Annotated in this window: 20 protein-coding genes and 1 riboswitch; of the genes, 7 read left to right on the top strand and 13 right to left on the bottom strand. The window is 38.2% G+C overall.

Translation table 11 applies throughout. The features are described 5' to 3' along the window. Positions 1-27: 27 nt before the first annotated feature. The gene (locus V8G61_RS01270) at positions 28-738 is read left to right on the top strand and encodes a TonB family protein (protein WP_394873613.1); all 711 of its coding nucleotides are present in this window, start codon (positions 28-30) and stop codon (positions 736-738) included. Here V8G61_RS01270 and V8G61_RS01265 read toward each other — a convergent pair. Next, positions 722-1,339 carry a thioredoxin family protein gene (locus V8G61_RS01265; RefSeq protein WP_394873612.1) on the bottom strand — a complete coding sequence of 206 codons (618 nt, stop codon included), beginning with the start codon at positions 1,337-1,339 and terminating at the stop codon, positions 722-724. The genes V8G61_RS01270 and V8G61_RS01265 overlap by 17 nt on opposite strands. Positions 1,340-1,462: 123 nt before the next feature. On the opposite strand from V8G61_RS01265, the gene V8G61_RS01260 reads away from it, so the two are divergent. Next, entirely contained in the window at positions 1,463-2,035 is a 573-nt protein-coding gene (locus tag V8G61_RS01260; RefSeq protein ID WP_394873611.1) for a DNA-3-methyladenine glycosylase I, read from the top strand. A gap of 80 nt (positions 2,036-2,115) precedes the next feature. Here the strand turns inward: V8G61_RS01260 and aat are convergent, their stop codons facing one another. The 3 genes from aat to V8G61_RS01245 all read right to left on the bottom strand — a co-directional run bounded on the left by aat (position 2,116) and on the right by V8G61_RS01245 (position 4,119). Then, complete coding sequence (gene aat, locus V8G61_RS01255) at positions 2,116-2,739, bottom strand: leucyl/phenylalanyl-tRNA--protein transferase (protein WP_394873610.1); 624 nt, start codon at positions 2,737-2,739, stop codon at positions 2,116-2,118. 89 nt (positions 2,740-2,828) lie between these two features. Continuing rightward, positions 2,829-3,206, bottom strand: a complete 378-nt coding sequence (locus V8G61_RS01250; RefSeq protein WP_394873609.1) for a DUF3127 domain-containing protein — start codon at positions 3,204-3,206, stop codon at positions 2,829-2,831. 43 nt (positions 3,207-3,249) lie between these two features. Next, positions 3,250-4,119: a flavin reductase family protein gene (locus V8G61_RS01245; RefSeq protein WP_394873608.1), complete on the bottom strand. Its 870-nt coding sequence runs from the start codon at positions 4,117-4,119 to the stop codon at positions 3,250-3,252. A gap of 119 nt (positions 4,120-4,238) precedes the next feature. On the opposite strand from V8G61_RS01245, the gene V8G61_RS01240 reads away from it, so the two are divergent. Then, positions 4,239-5,396, top strand: a complete 1,158-nt coding sequence (locus V8G61_RS01240) for a sensor histidine kinase (protein ID WP_394873607.1) — start codon at positions 4,239-4,241, stop codon at positions 5,394-5,396. Then, positions 5,389-5,739, top strand: a complete 351-nt coding sequence (locus V8G61_RS01235; protein ID WP_394873606.1) for a hypothetical protein — start codon at positions 5,389-5,391, stop codon at positions 5,737-5,739. The genes V8G61_RS01240 and V8G61_RS01235 overlap by 8 nt, the downstream gene beginning before the upstream one ends. Here the strand turns inward: V8G61_RS01235 and V8G61_RS01230 are convergent. Both V8G61_RS01230 and greA read right to left on the bottom strand, forming a co-directional pair. Then, on the bottom strand, positions 5,734-6,123 hold the full coding sequence (locus V8G61_RS01230; RefSeq protein WP_394873605.1) for an HIT family protein: 390 nt from the start codon (positions 6,121-6,123) through the stop codon (positions 5,734-5,736). The genes V8G61_RS01235 and V8G61_RS01230 overlap by 6 nt on opposite strands. Positions 6,124-6,133: 10 nt before the next feature. Beyond that, positions 6,134-6,607 (bottom strand): transcription elongation factor GreA, encoded by a 474-nt coding sequence (greA, locus tag V8G61_RS01225; RefSeq protein WP_394873604.1) that lies wholly within the window; start codon positions 6,605-6,607, stop codon positions 6,134-6,136. A gap of 228 nt (positions 6,608-6,835) precedes the next feature. Between greA and V8G61_RS01220 the strand changes: the two genes are divergently transcribed. Beyond that, the gene (locus tag V8G61_RS01220; protein WP_394873603.1) at positions 6,836-7,267 is read left to right on the top strand and encodes a hypothetical protein; all 432 of its coding nucleotides are present in this window, start codon (positions 6,836-6,838) and stop codon (positions 7,265-7,267) included. A gap of 51 nt (positions 7,268-7,318) precedes the next feature. Here V8G61_RS01220 and V8G61_RS01215 read toward each other — a convergent pair whose 3' ends face one another. From V8G61_RS01215 to V8G61_RS01185, 7 genes are all read right to left on the bottom strand, one after another. After that, a complete protein-coding gene (locus V8G61_RS01215; RefSeq protein WP_394873602.1) occupies positions 7,319-9,454 on the bottom strand; it encodes a TonB-dependent receptor in 2,136 nt (711 codons plus the stop codon). Between the two features lie 110 nt (positions 9,455-9,564). Continuing rightward, a riboswitch (TPP riboswitch) is annotated at positions 9,565-9,655 on the bottom strand. A 54-nt stretch (positions 9,656-9,709) separates the two neighbouring features. Further along, on the bottom strand, positions 9,710-10,117 hold the full coding sequence (gene arfB / locus V8G61_RS01210) for an alternative ribosome rescue aminoacyl-tRNA hydrolase ArfB (RefSeq protein ID WP_394873601.1): 408 nt from the start codon (positions 10,115-10,117) through the stop codon (positions 9,710-9,712). Next, complete coding sequence (locus V8G61_RS01205) at positions 10,114-11,661, bottom strand: DUF4301 family protein (RefSeq protein WP_394873600.1); 1,548 nt, start codon at positions 11,659-11,661, stop codon at positions 10,114-10,116. Before V8G61_RS01205 ends, arfB begins: the two co-directional genes overlap by 4 nt. Next, complete coding sequence (locus V8G61_RS01200) at positions 11,661-12,230, bottom strand: AAA family ATPase (RefSeq protein ID WP_394873599.1); 570 nt, start codon at positions 12,228-12,230, stop codon at positions 11,661-11,663. The genes V8G61_RS01205 and V8G61_RS01200 overlap by 1 nt, the downstream gene beginning before the upstream one ends. Then, a complete protein-coding gene (gene pnuC / locus V8G61_RS01195; RefSeq protein WP_394873598.1) occupies positions 12,191-12,823 on the bottom strand; it encodes a nicotinamide riboside transporter PnuC in 633 nt (210 codons plus the stop codon). The genes V8G61_RS01200 and pnuC overlap by 40 nt, the downstream gene beginning before the upstream one ends. Beyond that, positions 12,807-13,067: a YkoF family thiamine/hydroxymethylpyrimidine-binding protein gene (locus tag V8G61_RS01190; protein WP_394873597.1), complete on the bottom strand. Its 261-nt coding sequence runs from the start codon at positions 13,065-13,067 to the stop codon at positions 12,807-12,809. Before V8G61_RS01190 ends, pnuC begins: the two co-directional genes overlap by 17 nt. Positions 13,068-13,105: 38 nt before the next feature. Next, complete coding sequence (locus tag V8G61_RS01185; RefSeq protein WP_394873596.1) at positions 13,106-13,735, bottom strand: 4'-phosphopantetheinyl transferase family protein; 630 nt, start codon at positions 13,733-13,735, stop codon at positions 13,106-13,108. A gap of 137 nt (positions 13,736-13,872) precedes the next feature. On the opposite strand from V8G61_RS01185, the gene ahcY reads away from it, so the two are divergent. Further along, a complete protein-coding gene (gene ahcY, locus V8G61_RS01180) occupies positions 13,873-15,189 on the top strand; it encodes an adenosylhomocysteinase (protein WP_394873595.1) in 1,317 nt (438 codons plus the stop codon). A 236-nt stretch (positions 15,190-15,425) separates the two neighbouring features. Beyond that, the gene (locus tag V8G61_RS01175) at positions 15,426-17,339 is read left to right on the top strand and encodes a sulfatase (RefSeq protein ID WP_394873594.1); all 1,914 of its coding nucleotides are present in this window, start codon (positions 15,426-15,428) and stop codon (positions 17,337-17,339) included.

Raw genomic sequence — 17,339 nt, 5'->3', positions numbered from 1 at the left:
GAAGAAATGCTCTAAATTTAAAACGATTTGCACCTAACAGATCAACATAAAGCCTTATTAATAACCTTTTTCATAGCAGGAACGGTGGTTCTTTCCGTTTTCAGTTTTGGGCTCAAACAAAAAGAAGCTAGTATCGCCGAAAGTTATTACGAAGTTGTTCCGGAAGAACCGTTAACCCCTGAGGAAATCAAAGTTTTGGAAGCTCTGGACAAACTGAATAATGCCAAGGCCGAAACGAATCAGGCATACAACCAGAACAAAGAAAATAAACGCTTTGATCAGGCCTATAAATCGATTGCTCCACCGGAAGATTATGTTCCAAAAAATTCAAGTTTCGAAGAATTGAAATCATTTGCCAAAGCACATGATTACGAAGATTCTAAATTAAACCGTGAAGAAATATCTTCATTTGATAAGGTTAATGAGCTCTTAAAAAAACAAAAAGAAGACAGTAATAATGGGCGAAGTACCATTAGTTTTTCTCTTATCGACAGAGAAAAAATCTATATTCCTATTCCTGTTTATCTATGCGAAGTTGGGGGTAGAATAGTAGTGAACATTACCGTTGATTCGAAAGGCGATGTTACTGATGCTTATATCAATAATTCGTCTTCTACCAGCAATGAATGCTTAACGAATCATGCTCTGGAATACGCCAAGGAATCAAAATTTAGTTCGGCTGTAAACAAAGCGTCACAACTAGGGACCATCACCTTTAATTTTATAGGGAAACACTAGGCTGTAACCGACCTAAAATTTGGGTGATATCTTCAATAATAGTTTGTCCCTTATCTCTATTATACCAATATTGTAAATCTTCTTTAAAGCTAGCTGTCAATGTTCCATTCATGGCTTTAAACCGCTTTACATAACCTTCGGCTTCCGAGGGGTGTGGCCCATAGGTCGCAATCACTTTCCCTGTTTGATCATCGACCATGATGACTTTAGGAATGGCCCGATTACCATGGGTTAAAAATGCATCCATAAGCTCCGGATTTTCATCACGGAAAACAATTTTTAAACTAATATTCGGGTTTAGTTCTGCAATTTTATTCAGCACAGGAATAATATGTGCCCCATCCGCACACCAACTTTCGGCTAAAACCAACCAGGTGATCTTGAGCTCGAATCTCAAAATATTTTCGGTATAAGGTTTGGTTATTTTTAGTGTTTTATCCCACCGCTTCATTCGCCTGTCATTCAATTTTGTGAAATGAACATGAGATTCACTTTGTTCATTGCCGGAAGTAGCATTTATTAAACTCCACTGACCCATAAGTTTTCTGTAGGTATCATAAGATATCCCGCGATCTAAACTTGCTTTTATTATCGAATTCATCGGATTTCATTTAAATTATAACAAAAACTAACGATACAAAATTACAGGCTGCATATTTTAATTAAGCTGATATTTGTCATACTTTTACTTTTTATCTAATCTTTTTTTGCTTTAAGATTTAAAATGAAAACGACGTCAAAACACAAATGTGGTTGGTGCTTGGGTGATCCATTGTATGAAGCCTATCACGATACCGAGTGGGGTGTTCCGGTTTATGACGATGACACGCTTTTTGAATTTTTAACTTTAGAAACGTTTCAGGCCGGTTTAAGCTGGATTACGATCTTGCGTAAACGTGAAAATTTCAGAAATGCTTTCGATGATTTTGACTACAAAAAAATTGCCGGTTATTCTCAGGAAAAAATAGACACCTTACTAAAAAATGCCGGTATAATTCGGAATAAATTAAAAATAAAAGCTACTGTTACAAATGCTCAGGCCTTTATTAAGGTCCAGAAAGAATTTGGAAGTTTTAGTCATTATATCTGGGGGTTCGTTGACGGGAAGCCCATTAAAAATAAACTTGACCATCATAAAAATATCCCTGCCAATACCTCTTTGAGTGACACCATAAGTGCAGATTTGAAAAAACGGGGCTTTAAATTCGTAGGGTCGACTGTTGTTTATGCCCACATGCAAGCCACCGGAATGGTGAATGATCATGAAGTTGATTGTTTTCGATACCATGAAATTTGAGTTCTAAATATTGATTAAAAAAAAAGTCAACCCTAACCTGCTTTTTTATTTTTGCTGAGAAAAACTCATTTTTCCAATTCCTACAAAAAAGATAAAAATTCATTTCGGGGAATTTCTTTAGCTCCTAAACGCTCCAGATGTTCTGTATAAACCTGGCAATCAACAAGCCTATACGAGCTATTTTGCAGGAATGAAATAAAACCTACTTTACTCGCATTGCTTACGGTTGTGAACATGCTTTCGCCTGAAAAAACTCCATTCCCTAAATCCACACCATAGAGTCCCCCAACTAAGGCATTATTGTCCCAAACCTCTACGGATTTAGCATAACCTAACTCATGTAATTTTTTGTAAGACTGGATCATATTATGAGTTATCCAGGTACCACGCTGCCCTTGGCGCTCAGCTGTGGCACAATTGGTGATCACGGCATCAAAAGCCTGATTCACCGTCACTTTAAATTGCTTTTTATTTAATATCCTTTTCATGCTTTTCGAAACTTTAAGATCTACGGGAAAGAGTACAAATCGAGGATCGGGCGACCACCATAAAATAGGTGTTTCGTGTTCAAACCAAGGAAAAATACCAGATCTATAAGCCAGGATTAGTCGTTCTATAGACAAATCGCCACCAACGGCAACAAGACCGTCAGCAGTAGCTTCATGAGGAGGAGGAAACGCTATTTTGTCATCTAAAAAACGCATCGCATAAAATTAAAAAAACCTTTCAAAATTGCATATTGAAAGGTTTATATTTTAATAGATTTTCGCTATAGCTGAACTCAAATATTCAATTAGAACGGTAAATCGTCGTGGTCGTCTTCATTTAAATCACCGGCAGGCTCAAAGGCATCCGCTGGCGGTACCGGCGGAACATTCCCTGAAGCTTCAGAGTCCACCAGAGCTTCAATACGCCAGCCTTGTATTGAATTAAAATATTTTGTTTCCCCTTGAGGATTCACCCATTCTCTTCCTCGTAAATTGATACTAACCTTTACCTGTTGTCCAACTTGATAACTATTAAGCAAATCTGTTTTATCCTGAACAAACTCGATCATCAAATGTTGGGGATATTGTTCCTCAGTGGTTACAACAACCTCACGTTTTCTAAATCCGTTATTTCCAAAGGTTTGTGTTTCTCCTATAAATTTAATTCTTCCTTGAACTTCCATGTTTTACTGTTTATTTCTTATTTATAATCTTTAATCTATATGTTTAACTGAGCAATATTTTCCAGGCACTATCGATGTCGCCAAAGCTTAAATAATTGCGAGCCAATTTATGCTTTTCCCTGTGTGTTGCCGTTTTAATATTCGGGTAGCGCTCTGACAAACTCGCCACAAACTCGGCTACGGCTTCCGGAGTTGGTAAAGCCTCTACATTCCCTAACATTCCCAAATTATTTCCCGTTAAGATCATACTGTTCTTAACGTGATCGGGAAAACTATCAACACCAATTCCTTTTGTTTTTACAGGCTTTGGGATTTCAAAAAATCCTTTTTTGGCACGCGAGTAAAAACTACCCCCAGCACGAGCCACCAGATCTAATTTCACCTGGTTAATGGTGCCATCTTCATCTAAAACCTCATCATCAATATGAAGCCTTACAACCTCGCAAATGATCAGGTTTCCTGCGCCGCCCTCAGATCCCAGTTTAATAATGTCCATCACCTTGCATTCCATTTGCACTGGTGATTCAGCGACACGAAACGGTTTAACCACTTCGGACTTTAGCATGGTTAAACCAGCCTTTTCAAATTCGTTAACACCCTTATCGTACTCGGTACTGCTCAATGACATTTGATGAACCATATCGTAGGTCACCACATTAATCACCACCTCACCGGTTTCTTCAATGTTCTCTAAGGTATGCTTTACCGTATTATCTCTAACACGCCTTGATGGTGAAAACACCACCGTGGGCGGATTTGAACTGAACACATTAAAAAAACTATAAGGCGACAGGTTTGGTTTCCCATCGGCATCTACCGTACTGGCAAAGGCAATTGGTCTAGGCGCTACAGCACTTAAAAGGTAACTATGTAATTGACTTACGGATACACTTTTGGGTTCAATAGTCGGCATAAACTTTTTTATAAAAACAAATGTAACTATTCTAAGCTTGAACAAAAAACAGATTTACTAACAACTAGGGCAATAATATTAACAGTTTTGCATTATATTAACGATTCATTTTTTTAAGTATGGTATTTAGAAAAAATAATAATGCCTTTCGATGGGTTATGGTGATTGCCTCTTTCATTATTGTTACCCTGATCCTTTGGAAAACATACGAGTTTTTTCAGCATTTCAAAGAGGAAGAGCGCACAAAAATGGAAAACTGGGCGTTTGCTCAATCCACTTTGATCAATAGCTCCACTAATGAAAATTTAGAACTTCCTTTAAAAATATTAACCAGCAACACCTCAACCCCGATGCTTGTTGTTGATCCAGCCGGGAATCTCACCAGTTTCAATAATATTAACGAAAGTAAAATATCTGATGCGCTTTACGTTAATAAACTCATTAACACCTTCAAACAGGAAAACAAACCGATACCCGTAATTATAGATAAAAAGGTAATAAGTACTATTTATTATGGGAATTCGGATCTTTTAAATAAACTTAAATATTATCCGCTGGCCCTTCTTTTAATTGTGATCCTTTTTGTTGCTGTGATATTCTTTTTCTACAGTAGCACCAAAAATGCTACTCAGAATAAATTATGGTCAGGGATGGCTAAAGAAACCGCGCATCAAATTGGCACCCCTTTATCATCACTTATTGGTTGGACCGAAATTTTAAAATCAGAACATGTTAATCCGGAGTACATCAATGAGATAGAAAAAGATATCGATCGCCTGCAAACTATTACTGAGCGTTTCAGTAAGATTGGATCTTTGCCTAAACTGGAGGTTACGGATATTATTGAAGAAACGATAAACTCTTTTGACTATTTGAAATCACGGAGTTCCAAGTTGATAAATTTTGAACTAAACGTCCCAAATGAAGAAATTCCCGTACATCTTAATAAACAACTCTATAGTTGGGTGATCGAAAATCTGGTTAAAAATGCCATTGATGCGATGAAGGGACGTGGAACCTTAAGTATTGATATTTCACAACTTGAAAACAATATTAAAGTCCATGTTTCTGATACGGGAAAAGGGATTCCCAAGAAAGATTTTAAAAATATTTTTGAACCCGGGTTTACCACAAAAAAACGTGGCTGGGGTTTAGGAATGTCGCTATCAAAGCGCATTATTGAAGATTTTCATCATGGTAAAATAAAGGTTCTGCAATCTGAAAAAGATAAAGGAACAACAATGGAAATCATTTTAAAACGTGCCACCAATGCCTAAAAAATTTATCGAAGTTAAAGAAGTAAGCTTAAAAAATAATTGTCCAGTTTGTTATAGTAATGAACATCTTCGCGTTACGTTTTATCAAAAACTGCACGAATCAAAGCTTTATAAATGGCTCACTTCCGAAGTGAAAAATGAAATGACCTGCGTAAATTGTGAGTCAACCATTTATCCGGTACAATGGACTGATGATATTGAGCGCGTTTACGAGTACCATCTTAAGGCTTTTCAACCAAGTAAATCGTCTTTCCGGCTAAAAGGTTTAGGTTTGATCGTTATATTTTTTGTGGCGATTGTGCTTGCAGGTATAGGCTTTACCTTCTTTTATTCGAAATTATAACGCCGCTTTTATGGCATCTGCAATCTCCTGAAATTCGTTTTCAGTGAATTTTGCCTTTCTGATGAATCGAGCATCCTCCATGTCGTGAAGCGGAATAAGATGCACATGTGTATGGGGAACTTCCAGGCCAATAACCGTCATACCAACGCGCTTGCAGGAGATAGCCTTTCGTATGGCCCGGGCTACCATCCGCGAAAAACGCATAAGTTCCAAGTAGCTATCCTCATCCAAATCAAAGATTTTATCTACTTCTTTTTTAGGGATACAAAGCGTATGCCCTTTTGAATTCGGATTGATATCTAAAAATGCTAGAAAGTAATCGGTTTCCGCGACCTTATAACACGGTATTTCACCAGTAACTATTTTTGTAAATATGGTGCCCATGGTTTAAATTTTATCTGGAAATTTCAATGATATCGAATTTCATAGTCCCGCTTGGCACTTTAATTTCAGCCACATCACCTACAGATTTCCCGAGAAGTCCTTTTCCAATCGGTGAATTCACAGAGATTTTTCCTGAAGCCAGATCAGCTTCACCATCAGCAACCAGGGTGTAAACCATTTCAGCGCCGTTAGTCTGGTTCTTTATTTTTACCTTGGATAACACCAAAACTTTTGAATTATCTAATTGCGATTCGTCTATAACACGAGCCCCCGCCAAAGCATCTTCTAATTTAGAAATGCGCATTTCCAACATCCCTTGTGCTTCCTTCGCAGCATCGTATTCAGCATTTTCACTGAGATCACCTTTATCTCTTGCTTCAGCTATAGCTTTAGAGGCCTTTACGCGCTCTACATCTTTCAATTGCCTTAACTCGTCTCTTAATTTCTTTAATCCCTCAGGTGTATAGTATGATACTTTACTCATAACGTCATCGTTTAATATTAAAAGATGCTGAAAAATTCAGCATATAAAAAAATCTCGTTCCCACGAGATTGTAAAACAAAAATACAAAATTTTTAAATATGATGTAGCTCCTAAGCTTAAAACTGTAGCGCATAAATCGCTTAAATTCAGGCAGAATTTTTTAAACTGTTAAAAATAATTTTATCCCTTTTTACTTTTGTTGTACCTTTCAAAACCAATTTAATACCCATGAGATCGCCTTACATCCTGTTACTTTTTATGGTTTTTTTTTCCTGCAGCAGCAATATCAACCAAAATGAGAACTGCCGCTTTTTACTGAATGTTGGAGTTAATTTAACCATAGACTTGAATCTGCCTCAATATGGTGTGCTTAATTTTCCATCAAACGCTGTTTACGAACCCAATCAAGGAAATGCAGGAGTAATTATTGCCTATACAGGTGTAGATTATTTTGCCTGGGATGCGGCCGATCCGAATCATGTTCTTCAACCTTGCTCGGTATTAGCTCCAACCTCAGGTTTAACCGCCATTTGTGGTTGTGATGACAAAAATGAATATAGCCTAGTCAACGGATTACCGCTAAATAATGGCAATCTTCTTTGTGGCTTAAAATTCTACCGTGTAGAGAAAAATGGCAATTTATTATTTATTTCAAATTAAATCCTCCCCTAACCCCTCCGGAGGAGGGGAAAGTTAAGAGGAAAAATATTATTAAAATTTTAATGTCGCACCTAACAAAAAGTTAGTGGTCGCCTGCGGATAATAGCCCGCAAAATAACCTGTAGTCGTCCCGGTTGGACTTCCGGCATCCGGATAATCAAAAGATCCAAAATAACCGTTTGACACATATTCTTTGTTGAACATATTGTTTACCAAAGCCGTTAGGGTAATTGATTTAAAAAGTGAACTCGGTGTGATCACATAATTCACGCTGATATCATTTACAAAATAACTATCCAAAACAGACTCCGGATTATCGGTGTTACCCATGTATTGTTCACCAACATATTTACTTAATAGTGAAACTTCTAGATTCGAAATAGGCTTATAAGTAAACATATTACCAACCACCAACTCTGGAGAAAATGAAATATTAGTGTTCCCCAAATTTACCAGTTCTCCATTTCTGGATGTTGTAAAATCTCTGTTCTTATTCTGACTTAAAGCGACATTCGGCGATAAACTAAAGGCCTTACTGATCTGCCATTGCGCATCTACTTCCAAACCTAATCGATAACTTTTACCACTGGTTGCACGCACCGGACTGCCAACATCATCGAGGGCTCCGGTAAGTACCAACTGATTTTTGTAAAACATATAATACAGGTTCGAATTTAAGCGCAATTTGGAAGTTTTGTATCGCCATCCCAATTCTATATCATTCAGGGTTTCATGTTCGGTAACTCCGGACTCAAAATCGTCGCGATTAGGTTCGCGGTTTGCAACCGCAAAGGAAGTATAGAAACTGCTCGCATTGGAAAATTCATAGGTTAGACCAACCTTTGGGTTGAAAAAATCGAATCTCGCATTCGTATTAAAATCAATGCGATCAGAATTCAAACCGTTGGTTTTATAGGTCACGAAACGACCTTGGAGATCTACAAATCCGGTAAGCTTATTTGTTAAAATAAGTGTGGCTTTTGAAAACACAGAATAGTCATTTTTTAAAGACGTCCCATCATAATAACGGTCTCTAATCGATGTGTTTGGAGCTAAGTCACTTCCCCAGATCACTTCACCAAAATGATCGCCTGTATAAGAACTCAACGACAAACCAGTGATCCATTCCAAATTATTGGTCTTATAGCTCACATTCGCGGTTAATACATAGAAATCATTATCCAGCCAGCGACGTACAATTACATCTGAACCGTCTTCAATTAAGTTCGCAAAATCCGCGGCTGTCTCATCGGGTTTATATTGCTCAAAATAACCTTCCCCCTTGGTATAATTCAACCCTAAGTTAGTAGACCAAGCATTATTAAATCGCTGATTCCAATGTAACTGGTAATGGTCTTGCCAGTAATTATCGGTCTCATTATCGTAGGTGTACGGATTTTGACGGCGATCTTCCTGTAATTGATCGGCAGTAAGGCCAAACCAGGATTGATAGGTATACTCTTTACCTCCAAAAGTGATGGCTTTAATCAAGGTTTTGTCGTCTTTATAAATACCTTGTAAAAAGTAGGATTTTAAGTCTGTGAATGCCCGATCAACATAACCATCTGAGTAAATTTTTGACAGCCGCCCGGAAACTTCAAAATGGTCGTTCAATAACCCGGTGCTCATTTTTACGGTGTGTTTTCGAGTGTTATAACTCCCAAAACTATTCGAAATTTCTGCTGAAGCTTCATTGGAAACGGCATCCGTTAATAAATTTAAACTCGCCCCAAAAGCTCCTGAACCATTGGTAGAGGTTCCTACCCCACGCTGCAATTGCAGACTTTCAACAGACGAAGCGAAATCCCCTAGATTTACCCAAAACGTTCCCTGACTTTCGGGATCGTTATACGGAATACCATTAATAGTCACATTGACACGTGTAGCATCCGTACCACGCACCCGAATTCCGGTATATCCTACGCCGGCACCAGCATCACTGGTTGTTACCACCGATGGTAAAAAGTTTAAGAGTTGTGGCATGTCCTGCCCTAAATTTCGTTTGGCAAGTTCCTCTTTTGTAAGGTTGGAATGGGTAATTGGCGAATCTGCATTTACCCTTACGGCCTGCACAAGAACTTCATCAAGTTTCTGCGTTTTGGTAGTGTCTTGTGCCACCTGGTTTTGTTGTGCAAAACCTAAAATTGAGAACAGCAAAAGTGCTGTACAAAGAACATAATTTTTCATGTCGATTAAAAAAATTTATAATCGAATAAAAAGAGGTCATTATTCTTTATTTGTTAATATGATTTTTTTTGAATCCCCATCAAAGATCAAATATTACAATGGATTGACCTTTGGTTAAAATTCTAAATTCCTAAACAGCATTACCTGTTCCAGGTTCAATGGGTATGATCTCAGCCGTAATTGGCACCCCTTTTTTGAGAACGGTGCAAATATATGAAGGTTTTTGAGAATACAAATTAAACCTTCTGTGTTTTTTTAGATATCCGGTTTTTTCCGAAAGGACTTCTTTTCCGCCTGAATGCTTTTGCTTTTCAATCGTTTTTTAATAGCGGCTTTCGTGGGCTTTGTGGGTTTTCGTTTTTTGGGTTTAAGCAAAGCTTCATCCAGTAATTTAAAAAACCTTTTAATTACGATTTCCTTGTTCTTATGCTGACTTCTGCTGGTATCACATTGTAAAATGAGTTCGCCCTCTTTCGTAAGGCGGTTTTGCCATTTCTGCTTCAGGCGTTCTTTAAGAAGCTCATCTAAAACTTCCGAGCCCAAAACATTAAAGTGAAGCTCCACTTTTGAGGATACTTTATTAACGTTTTGCCCGCCGCTTCCAGAGCTGCGAACGGCCTTAAAATCCAATTCGTTGATTATAGCATCTTTAGCGTAATTCACGAGCCGCGGTGTTCGGGTTTCAAAAGATCGTTAATGGTTTTAACAGGGTTAAAAGTATCCAGCGGTACCTCCACAAAAATAGTATTCCAATGGGCCATACTACCATTCCATAAACCTGGGCGCTCTAGAGCTTTAATAGGATCGCCATTTTGAGTTTTCATGGTAATGAATGCTGTCTCAGGATCCGTATAATCCATGAGGTTAAAGAGGTTCCCTTCGTAATCCTTAACACCACAAACCAGATCGGTTGGATTAAAATGTGTCGCTTCATTAACGATGGCTTTTTGCGATTCATCATTAATATCAATCTGTGCAAACTCCACGATTTGTAGTGACTCATTGTCCTGAGAATCTCGAACCCAAAATGGTCCACCACCAGGTTCGCCTTTATTTTCCACCATACCACATACTCGGATAGGGCGATTTAATTTGTTATGTAAATAGCTGGCCTTTTCTTCTAAAGAAAAATCATCAAAGTCCTCGTCGAGAACTACATTTAAGGTTTTCGTTATAAAGGCGGCTATAGTAAGCAATTCCGTTTCGGATTTACGTTTTTTATCCAGATCATGTAAATAGTTAAATGCCTGCTCTTGGGCATTTAAAAGCACACCTGCCAACAATTTTTTATAACGCGACTGCTCTTTGTTCTTATTGAAAACAACAATATTATCGATGTTTTTTATGAAGATAAGATCAGCCTCAAGGGCATTTAAATTTTCCAATAAAGCGCCATGACCCGCGGGGCGGAATAAAATTTTTCCTTTATGTTTGAAGATCTTATTATCCGGTGTCAGAGCAATGGTATTGGTTTCATCATTTTGGGTGGAAAAAGTCACATCAAAATCTGTAGCTGTTTTTTGTTCCAAACCGGTTTTAATCATATTCCATTCGGCTGCAAAATAAGATAGGTGTTTTTCCGAAACCGTAAAATGAAGTTTGGCAGTTTGATTCGCGGATGCATATAATGTAGCTTCTTGCATGTGCTCATAAAAAGCGGTCACCGTTCCTGTATCATAGGTGTGAAATGGTAATAAGCCCTTGGGTAGAAAACTATAATTCAAACCCTCCTGACTAAGCATGGCCTTCACAAAAGCCACATAAGCTTCATTTTCATCCAAATTGTCATAATTCGGATTCAAATCCTCCATAACTTCGACCACTTGCTCATAAAACGGGAAATATTCCATTTTAGAAATGAAGGTTTTCAAAAGCTCATTCGGTTGTTTTTCAGCATAGCTGGAAACCGATTCTTCATACGGATCGTATTCCTCTAAAAATTGAAACAAGAATTTAAACATTCGCGTGGCAGCGCCTGAGGCAGGAACAAATTTTACGCAATCAAGATACTTCTGACTCGATTCGTAAATACGTATAAAATAATTTGTCGTTGCATAATCAAAACGCTCAATGCCTTTACCAATAGTAGCCGGTGACACTAAACGGGAATAAGCCATTCCCTTTTTTATCTGATCGATCTGTGCCCTGACCTGATCTATATTTTTCCCTTTCGACTTTAATTCTTCAATGTCATTATCTGTAAACATTATAAAGCGGTATTTAATAATTTATCTATATGTTTCGTTGCGATTTCCAATCTTGTTTTTTTATCTCCTTTTAACAACACATACGGTCGGTTTTGTAGGATCAATTCATTTTGAAAAGCTTGGAACATCGCCTCCCTTTCTTCTGGTTTATCCCTTAAATCATCCGCCTCCCAGGGCGTATCGATATAAGTTAGAAAATACAAGTCATAGGTATTTTCTAAGGCGTATTTTTCTAAAAGAGGATCGCAGCTCCCCAAATAATACGCTTCTGAATATACCTTGGTTTCTAACAGATCGGTATCACAGATCAGGACGGTATCCGTTTTCTGTGCCAGTTCATTCTCCAGTGCCATTTGTCCCGCCGCTATGGGCAAAAGATCGTGTGGCTCACATGTTTTTCGCTCGTTATTCCATTTGTTTTGCAAATATTCACGAGCATATTCAGGCACCCAAACCGAGTTGTAATACCTTGCCAATTGTCGTGACAAAGTTGTTTTACCCGTTGATTCCGGACCAAATAAAACTATTTTTATGCAGTCTGCAGGTTGCTGTTTAAATGCTTCTTCCATGCTAAGTAACCAAAAATGGCTATGATTGTAAATCCTAAATACTGTAAACTCGTAAAGGTTAATCCTTTGTAAAAATACAAAGGTACCGAAATGATATCACCAACAATCCAGAAGATCCAGTTTTCAATTTTACGCCGCGCCATAAGCCACATCCCCACAAAAAATATTGCGGTAGTTACCGTATCAACATAGGCCGTCCAATGGGTCCATTTGTCAAAAACAGTATAAACTAAATAAACAAATAAGAGGGTCGCAATAAATATCGCTGTACTCAGTTTTTTTTCGTTGTCTGTAATTCTGGTTATGGGCGTCACGTGTGTAGCATCGACTTTTCGCGTCCAGATATACCAACCATAAACACTCATAACAAAATAGTAACCATTGATCATCATATCGCCAAGCAACCCCCACTTGAATAATAAATACACAAAAATAATGGTGCTTATCATACCTGTTGGGAATACCAGAATATTATTTTGCTTGGAGTACCAAACTGACAAAAAGCCGAAGATCACCGCAACAATTTCAAGAACAATATCTATAGTTGCGTAATCATGATACTGTTCGAAAAAAAAATCAAAAATCGGGTTCATAGTCGTGTCGGTCTGTAGTTACCAATTTCATAAATAAAACCCCATGTTCCATAAGGATGAAGGTTTCTTTTATTTCTTCTTTAAGCACTGTCATCACGGTATCATAATCCCCATAAACTTGGGTGCTTAAAGGATTTTCAAGCACCTTCAACTTTGATGCTCGCAACTTTTTAATAAACCGAATTATAATAGACTCATAATCATCCGTTAACGGCGACAAGGTTAATTCAACTGATATATTCATGATATGTTTTTTTATAATCGTGTTTTAACAAAATAGGTTTAATATGGCGTTGCATAGGCACAGGTAAAACCTTCAAATTCCAAAAACGCAATTTCGTATTTGTGTTTTGTTGTTTTGTAATCTATCCAGGCGGTCGTGGTCTGGTCCTGAAGCATGAATGGAATGACCAAACAATGTGCTTTAAAGCTCAATCCCGGCGTAGCAAATAATTTGTACAAAGACTCTTTTACACACCAGATCACGGTTAGTTTATTCACGTAGTCGGTATCTTCCGCATGGAGATAATCGCCTTCATAATCAATAAATTTGTGCGCGATGATCCCTATTTTTTCACGCTGCTTTTCAATATCGATACCCACTGGCACGTCACTCACAATAACCGCTGAGAAATAAAAAGAATGCGTGATCGAAATATATTTACCATCCTTTAAATGGGGCTTACCAAATTCGTCGTAGTACAGGTCGGTATCAGTATACCCAAAAGCCTGTAACAAACAACGCACACTTAAAAACCCACGCTGATGCAGTTCACTTTTCATACCTAAAACACGCTCTAAACTCTCAGGTTTTAAATTAACCACAGATCTTAAATCATCGTAAGATTCTTCAATATGCCAAATTTTAACAAGCGTTTGGGAATTGGGCTTAATAGTTTTATAAAGTGGCATTTAATATTCTAAAAGTTATTGGTTATCTTTGCAGCCTGTAGCACTTAAACCACTATTGCAAAGCGAATTTAACTATTTTAAATACTAAAGCAAAGTGTTTGAGGCTTAACATTTTTGAGTTTAAAAGAAAGATATATATGAGTACAAAAACATTGCCTTACGTTGCCCACAAAGTGAAAGATATTTCACTAGCAGACTGGGGAAGAAAAGAAATTGAACTTGCAGAGGCAGAAATGCCCGGCTTAATGAGTTTGCGTGAAGAATACGGCGAATCGAAACCTTTAAAAGGCGCACGTATTGCAGGTTGCTTGCACATGACCATTCAGACCGCTGTGCTTATCGAAACCCTTCAAGCCCTTGGTGCAGAGGTGACCTGGAGTTCTTGTAACATTTTTTCAACACAAGATCAGGCTGCAGCTGCTATTGCTGCGGCAGGTACTTCGGTATACGCCTGGAAACATATGACCGAGGAAGAATTTGATTGGTGTATCGAGCAAACTTTATTTTTCGGTGAAGACCGTAAGCCCTTGAATATGATCTTGGATGATGGTGGCGATCTTACCAATATGGTTCTGGACAAATATCCTGAACTTGTTTCAGGAATTAAAGGCTTGAGTGAAGAAACTACGACCGGAGTGCACCGTTTATACGAGCGTATGAATAAAGGCACATTACCAATGCCTGCTATAAATGTGAACGATTCGGTGACCAAAAGTAAATTCGACAATAAGTATGGCTGTCGCGAAAGCGCGGTAGACGCCATCCGTCGTGCTACTGATGTGATGCTTGCCGGAAAACGCGTTATCGTTTGTGGTTATGGCGATGTAGGCAAAGGTACTGCGGCTTCCTTTAAAGGTGCCGGAAGTATTGTAACGGTTACAGAGATCGATCCAATCTGTGCTTTACAAGCAGCAATGGACGGTTTTGAAGTTAAAAAACTGGAAACTGTAGCTCCAACAGCAGATATCGTGATTACCACAACCGGAAATAAAGATATCGTACAAGCCCATCATTTCGAAGCTTTCAAAGACAAAACGATCGTGTGTAACATTGGTCACTTTGATAACGAGATCGATATGGCATGGCTTAATAAAAATTATGGTCATACAAAAAATACCATCAAACCGCAGGTAGATAAATACACTGTTAAAGACAAGGATATTATTATACTGGCCGAAGGTCGTTTGGTAAATCTGGGTTGTGCCACAGGTCACCCAAGTTTCGTGATGAGTAACTCCTTCACCAACCAAACCCTTGCTCAAATCGAGCTTTGGAAAAACAGCGATAAATACGAAAACAAGGTATATATGCTTCCAAAACATCTCGATGAAAAAGTAGCCAAACTACACCTTGAAAAAATCGGTGTAGAACTCACAGAACTACGTGAAGAACAGGCAGAATATATCGGTGTAAAAACGGAAGGCCCGTTCAAACCGGAATATTACAGATACTAATATCTCATTAGAATACCATTTAGAACCCTGAGCCATTTGTTCAGGGTTTTTTTATGGCCCGTTTATTTTGAAAAAAATCAAAATAAACCGCGCTTTCCACGATATCTTTTTTTCACAAATTCAAAAAAGGATGCTGTTACAATCGCTCGTGCACGATACTTCAACCTCCCTTTAATTAAACAACCTGAATTGCTTCAAAAAAACTATATTAGTGGTTCATTTTTTAAAGAGCCAAAATGATCACTCGTATTCTTTCTTTTATTTGCCTCGTATTTACAATCGCTTCCTGTGCTCAGGAAAAACCGAATATATTATGGATTACCTTCGAGGACACGTCCCCACAATTTATAGGATGTTACGGTGATGAGAATGCAAAAACCCCGAACTTGGATCAGCTCGCAGCATCAGGCATGAAGTTTACCAATGCCTTTTCAACAGGTACAGTATGTTCGCCATCGCGGTCTACATTAATTACCGGAGTGCGAACCTATGCCCTAGGTACCGGAAATCATCGGAGCCACTATCCTGTGCCAGAATTTATAAAAGGATTTCCATATTATCTGAAACAAGCGGGATATTATACCAGTAATAATGCAAAAACAGATTATAATGTAAAAAACGCAAAAGCCTTTACAAATGAGGCTTGGCATGAAAGTTCCAAGAGCGCGGGTTGGTGGAAACGCGACCCCAAACAACCCTTTTTCTCAGTTTTTAACTTAATGGATTCCCACCAGTCCAGAACCATGACGACTCCTTATGAGACCTATAAAAAAAGTGTGTTAGACGAGCTTCCCCAGGAACTTCATATTTCCGAAGATAGCTTCAACATGCCCCCAATTTACAATGACACCCCGGAAATGCGAAAACAATTTGCCCGGGTTTACAACAGCATCGCACTTACAGATTATAAAATCGGACAAATCCTGGAGCGTTTGGAAAAAGAAGGCTTGAGAGAGAGTACTATTATTTTTAGTTTCGCCGACCATGGTGAAGGTATGCCCAGAGGAAAGACCAATGGTATTAATTATGGATACCAAGTCCCATTTATTGCATGGTTTCCTGAAAAATATAAACACCTTTCACCCTGGAAAAAAAGTGGCATCGTAAAGGAGTTAATTAATTTTGAAGATCTCGCACCTACCATGTTAGCACTAGCCGGAATCCCGATTCCTGAACATATGAAAGGACGTGTAATAACAGACAGGGAAGCCGGGCATCCAGAATACATAGCCTTATCAAACGACCGCTCCGACAACGGTATCGATATGACACGAAGCATCACAGATGGCACCTATATTTATACCAGAAATTACCTCCCGTTTATGCCCGAACTCAGATACATCAGGTATATGGAAATAGGTGAAATAAAACAGCTGATGCGCGAAGATTTCAAAAATAATAAATTGTCCCCATTTCAGGAATCCTTATTCAATCCCCGTAAAGCAGAATCGTTTTATGATACCAGTAATGATCTTTGGGAAACCAAAAATTTAATTGATGACCCTGAGCTTCAGAAAAAAATAGGGGCATTTAAAAAAGAGTTGGATACCCGCATTCTGGACTCCAGAGATGTGATGTTCCTCCCAGAATATGAGATCGACAAAATTTCTAAAAATACAACGCCTTATGAATTCCGGTTAGATCAGGAAAAATATCCTTTTTCTGAAATTTACAGCATCGCTTCCTTATCAGGAAAACAAGGCATAACTATCGCATCAAAACAAAAAACGGCTTTAAGCCATACTAACAATATTATGCGTTTCTGGGCGATTACCGGATTAAAGAGTCAAAATAAAAAGGTCCTTTCAAAATATAAAAGTGATATTCTAAAGGCGATGACCGACAGTTATCCACCAGTGGCTCTAACAGCAGCAACCATAGCCTACGACCTTTTTAATGATCAAAATGCAAAAGAATTACTTATCCAGTTCTGCAAAGACCCCAATGAATTTATAGCCCTAAGAACCATAAATTATTTATTATACGTTTCGGACAAAACGCCTTTTATAGGCACCATAAAGGAGGAAGCTTCAAAGAACCAACGCAAGTACAATGTAACAGCGGCATGTCTGGATTTTTTGGGCAGCTTGGGACTAGTCCCTAACCATTATGATTATCGATCATCATTAACACCAGACAAAAAATATTAA

It is taken from the genome of Gaetbulibacter sp. M240 (genome assembly GCF_043876815.1).
Taxonomy (GTDB): domain Bacteria; phylum Bacteroidota; class Bacteroidia; order Flavobacteriales; family Flavobacteriaceae; genus Gaetbulibacter_A.
Note: the sequence above shows the minus strand (reverse complement) of the source record. Positions and strands in the feature narration are given on the sequence as shown.

Coding starts and splice junctions, on each gene's coding strand:
- V8G61_RS01265 (WP_394873612.1), bottom strand. CDS start 1,339: ATGAATTCGATAATAAAAGCAAGTTTAGATCGCGGGATATCTTATGAT.
- V8G61_RS01260 (WP_394873611.1), top strand. CDS start 1,463: ATGAAAACGACGTCAAAACACAAATGTGGTTGGTGCTTGGGTGATCCA.
- aat (WP_394873610.1), bottom strand. CDS start 2,739: ATGCGTTTTTTAGATGACAAAATAGCGTTTCCTCCTCCTCATGAAGCT.
- V8G61_RS01250 (WP_394873609.1), bottom strand. CDS start 3,206: ATGGAAGTTCAAGGAAGAATTAAATTTATAGGAGAAACACAAACCTTT.
- V8G61_RS01245 (WP_394873608.1), bottom strand. CDS start 4,119: ATGCCGACTATTGAACCCAAAAGTGTATCCGTAAGTCAATTACATAGT.
- V8G61_RS01240 (WP_394873607.1), top strand. CDS start 4,239: ATGGTATTTAGAAAAAATAATAATGCCTTTCGATGGGTTATGGTGATT.
- V8G61_RS01235 (WP_394873606.1), top strand. CDS start 5,389: ATGCCTAAAAAATTTATCGAAGTTAAAGAAGTAAGCTTAAAAAATAAT.
- V8G61_RS01230 (WP_394873605.1), bottom strand. CDS start 6,123: ATGGGCACCATATTTACAAAAATAGTTACTGGTGAAATACCGTGTTAT.
- greA (WP_394873604.1), bottom strand. CDS start 6,607: ATGAGTAAAGTATCATACTATACACCTGAGGGATTAAAGAAATTAAGA.
- V8G61_RS01220 (WP_394873603.1), top strand. CDS start 6,836: ATGAGATCGCCTTACATCCTGTTACTTTTTATGGTTTTTTTTTCCTGC.
- V8G61_RS01215 (WP_394873602.1), bottom strand. CDS start 9,454: ATGAAAAATTATGTTCTTTGTACAGCACTTTTGCTGTTCTCAATTTTA.
- V8G61_RS01205 (WP_394873600.1), bottom strand. CDS start 11,661: ATGTTTACAGATAATGACATTGAAGAATTAAAGTCGAAAGGGAAAAAT.
- V8G61_RS01200 (WP_394873599.1), bottom strand. CDS start 12,230: ATGGAAGAAGCATTTAAACAGCAACCTGCAGACTGCATAAAAATAGTT.
- pnuC (WP_394873598.1), bottom strand. CDS start 12,823: ATGAACCCGATTTTTGATTTTTTTTTCGAACAGTATCATGATTACGCA.
- V8G61_RS01190 (WP_394873597.1), bottom strand. CDS start 13,067: ATGAATATATCAGTTGAATTAACCTTGTCGCCGTTAACGGATGATTAT.
- V8G61_RS01185 (WP_394873596.1), bottom strand. CDS start 13,735: ATGCCACTTTATAAAACTATTAAGCCCAATTCCCAAACGCTTGTTAAA.
- ahcY (WP_394873595.1), top strand. CDS start 13,873: ATGAGTACAAAAACATTGCCTTACGTTGCCCACAAAGTGAAAGATATT.
- V8G61_RS01175 (WP_394873594.1), top strand. CDS start 15,426: ATGATCACTCGTATTCTTTCTTTTATTTGCCTCGTATTTACAATCGCT.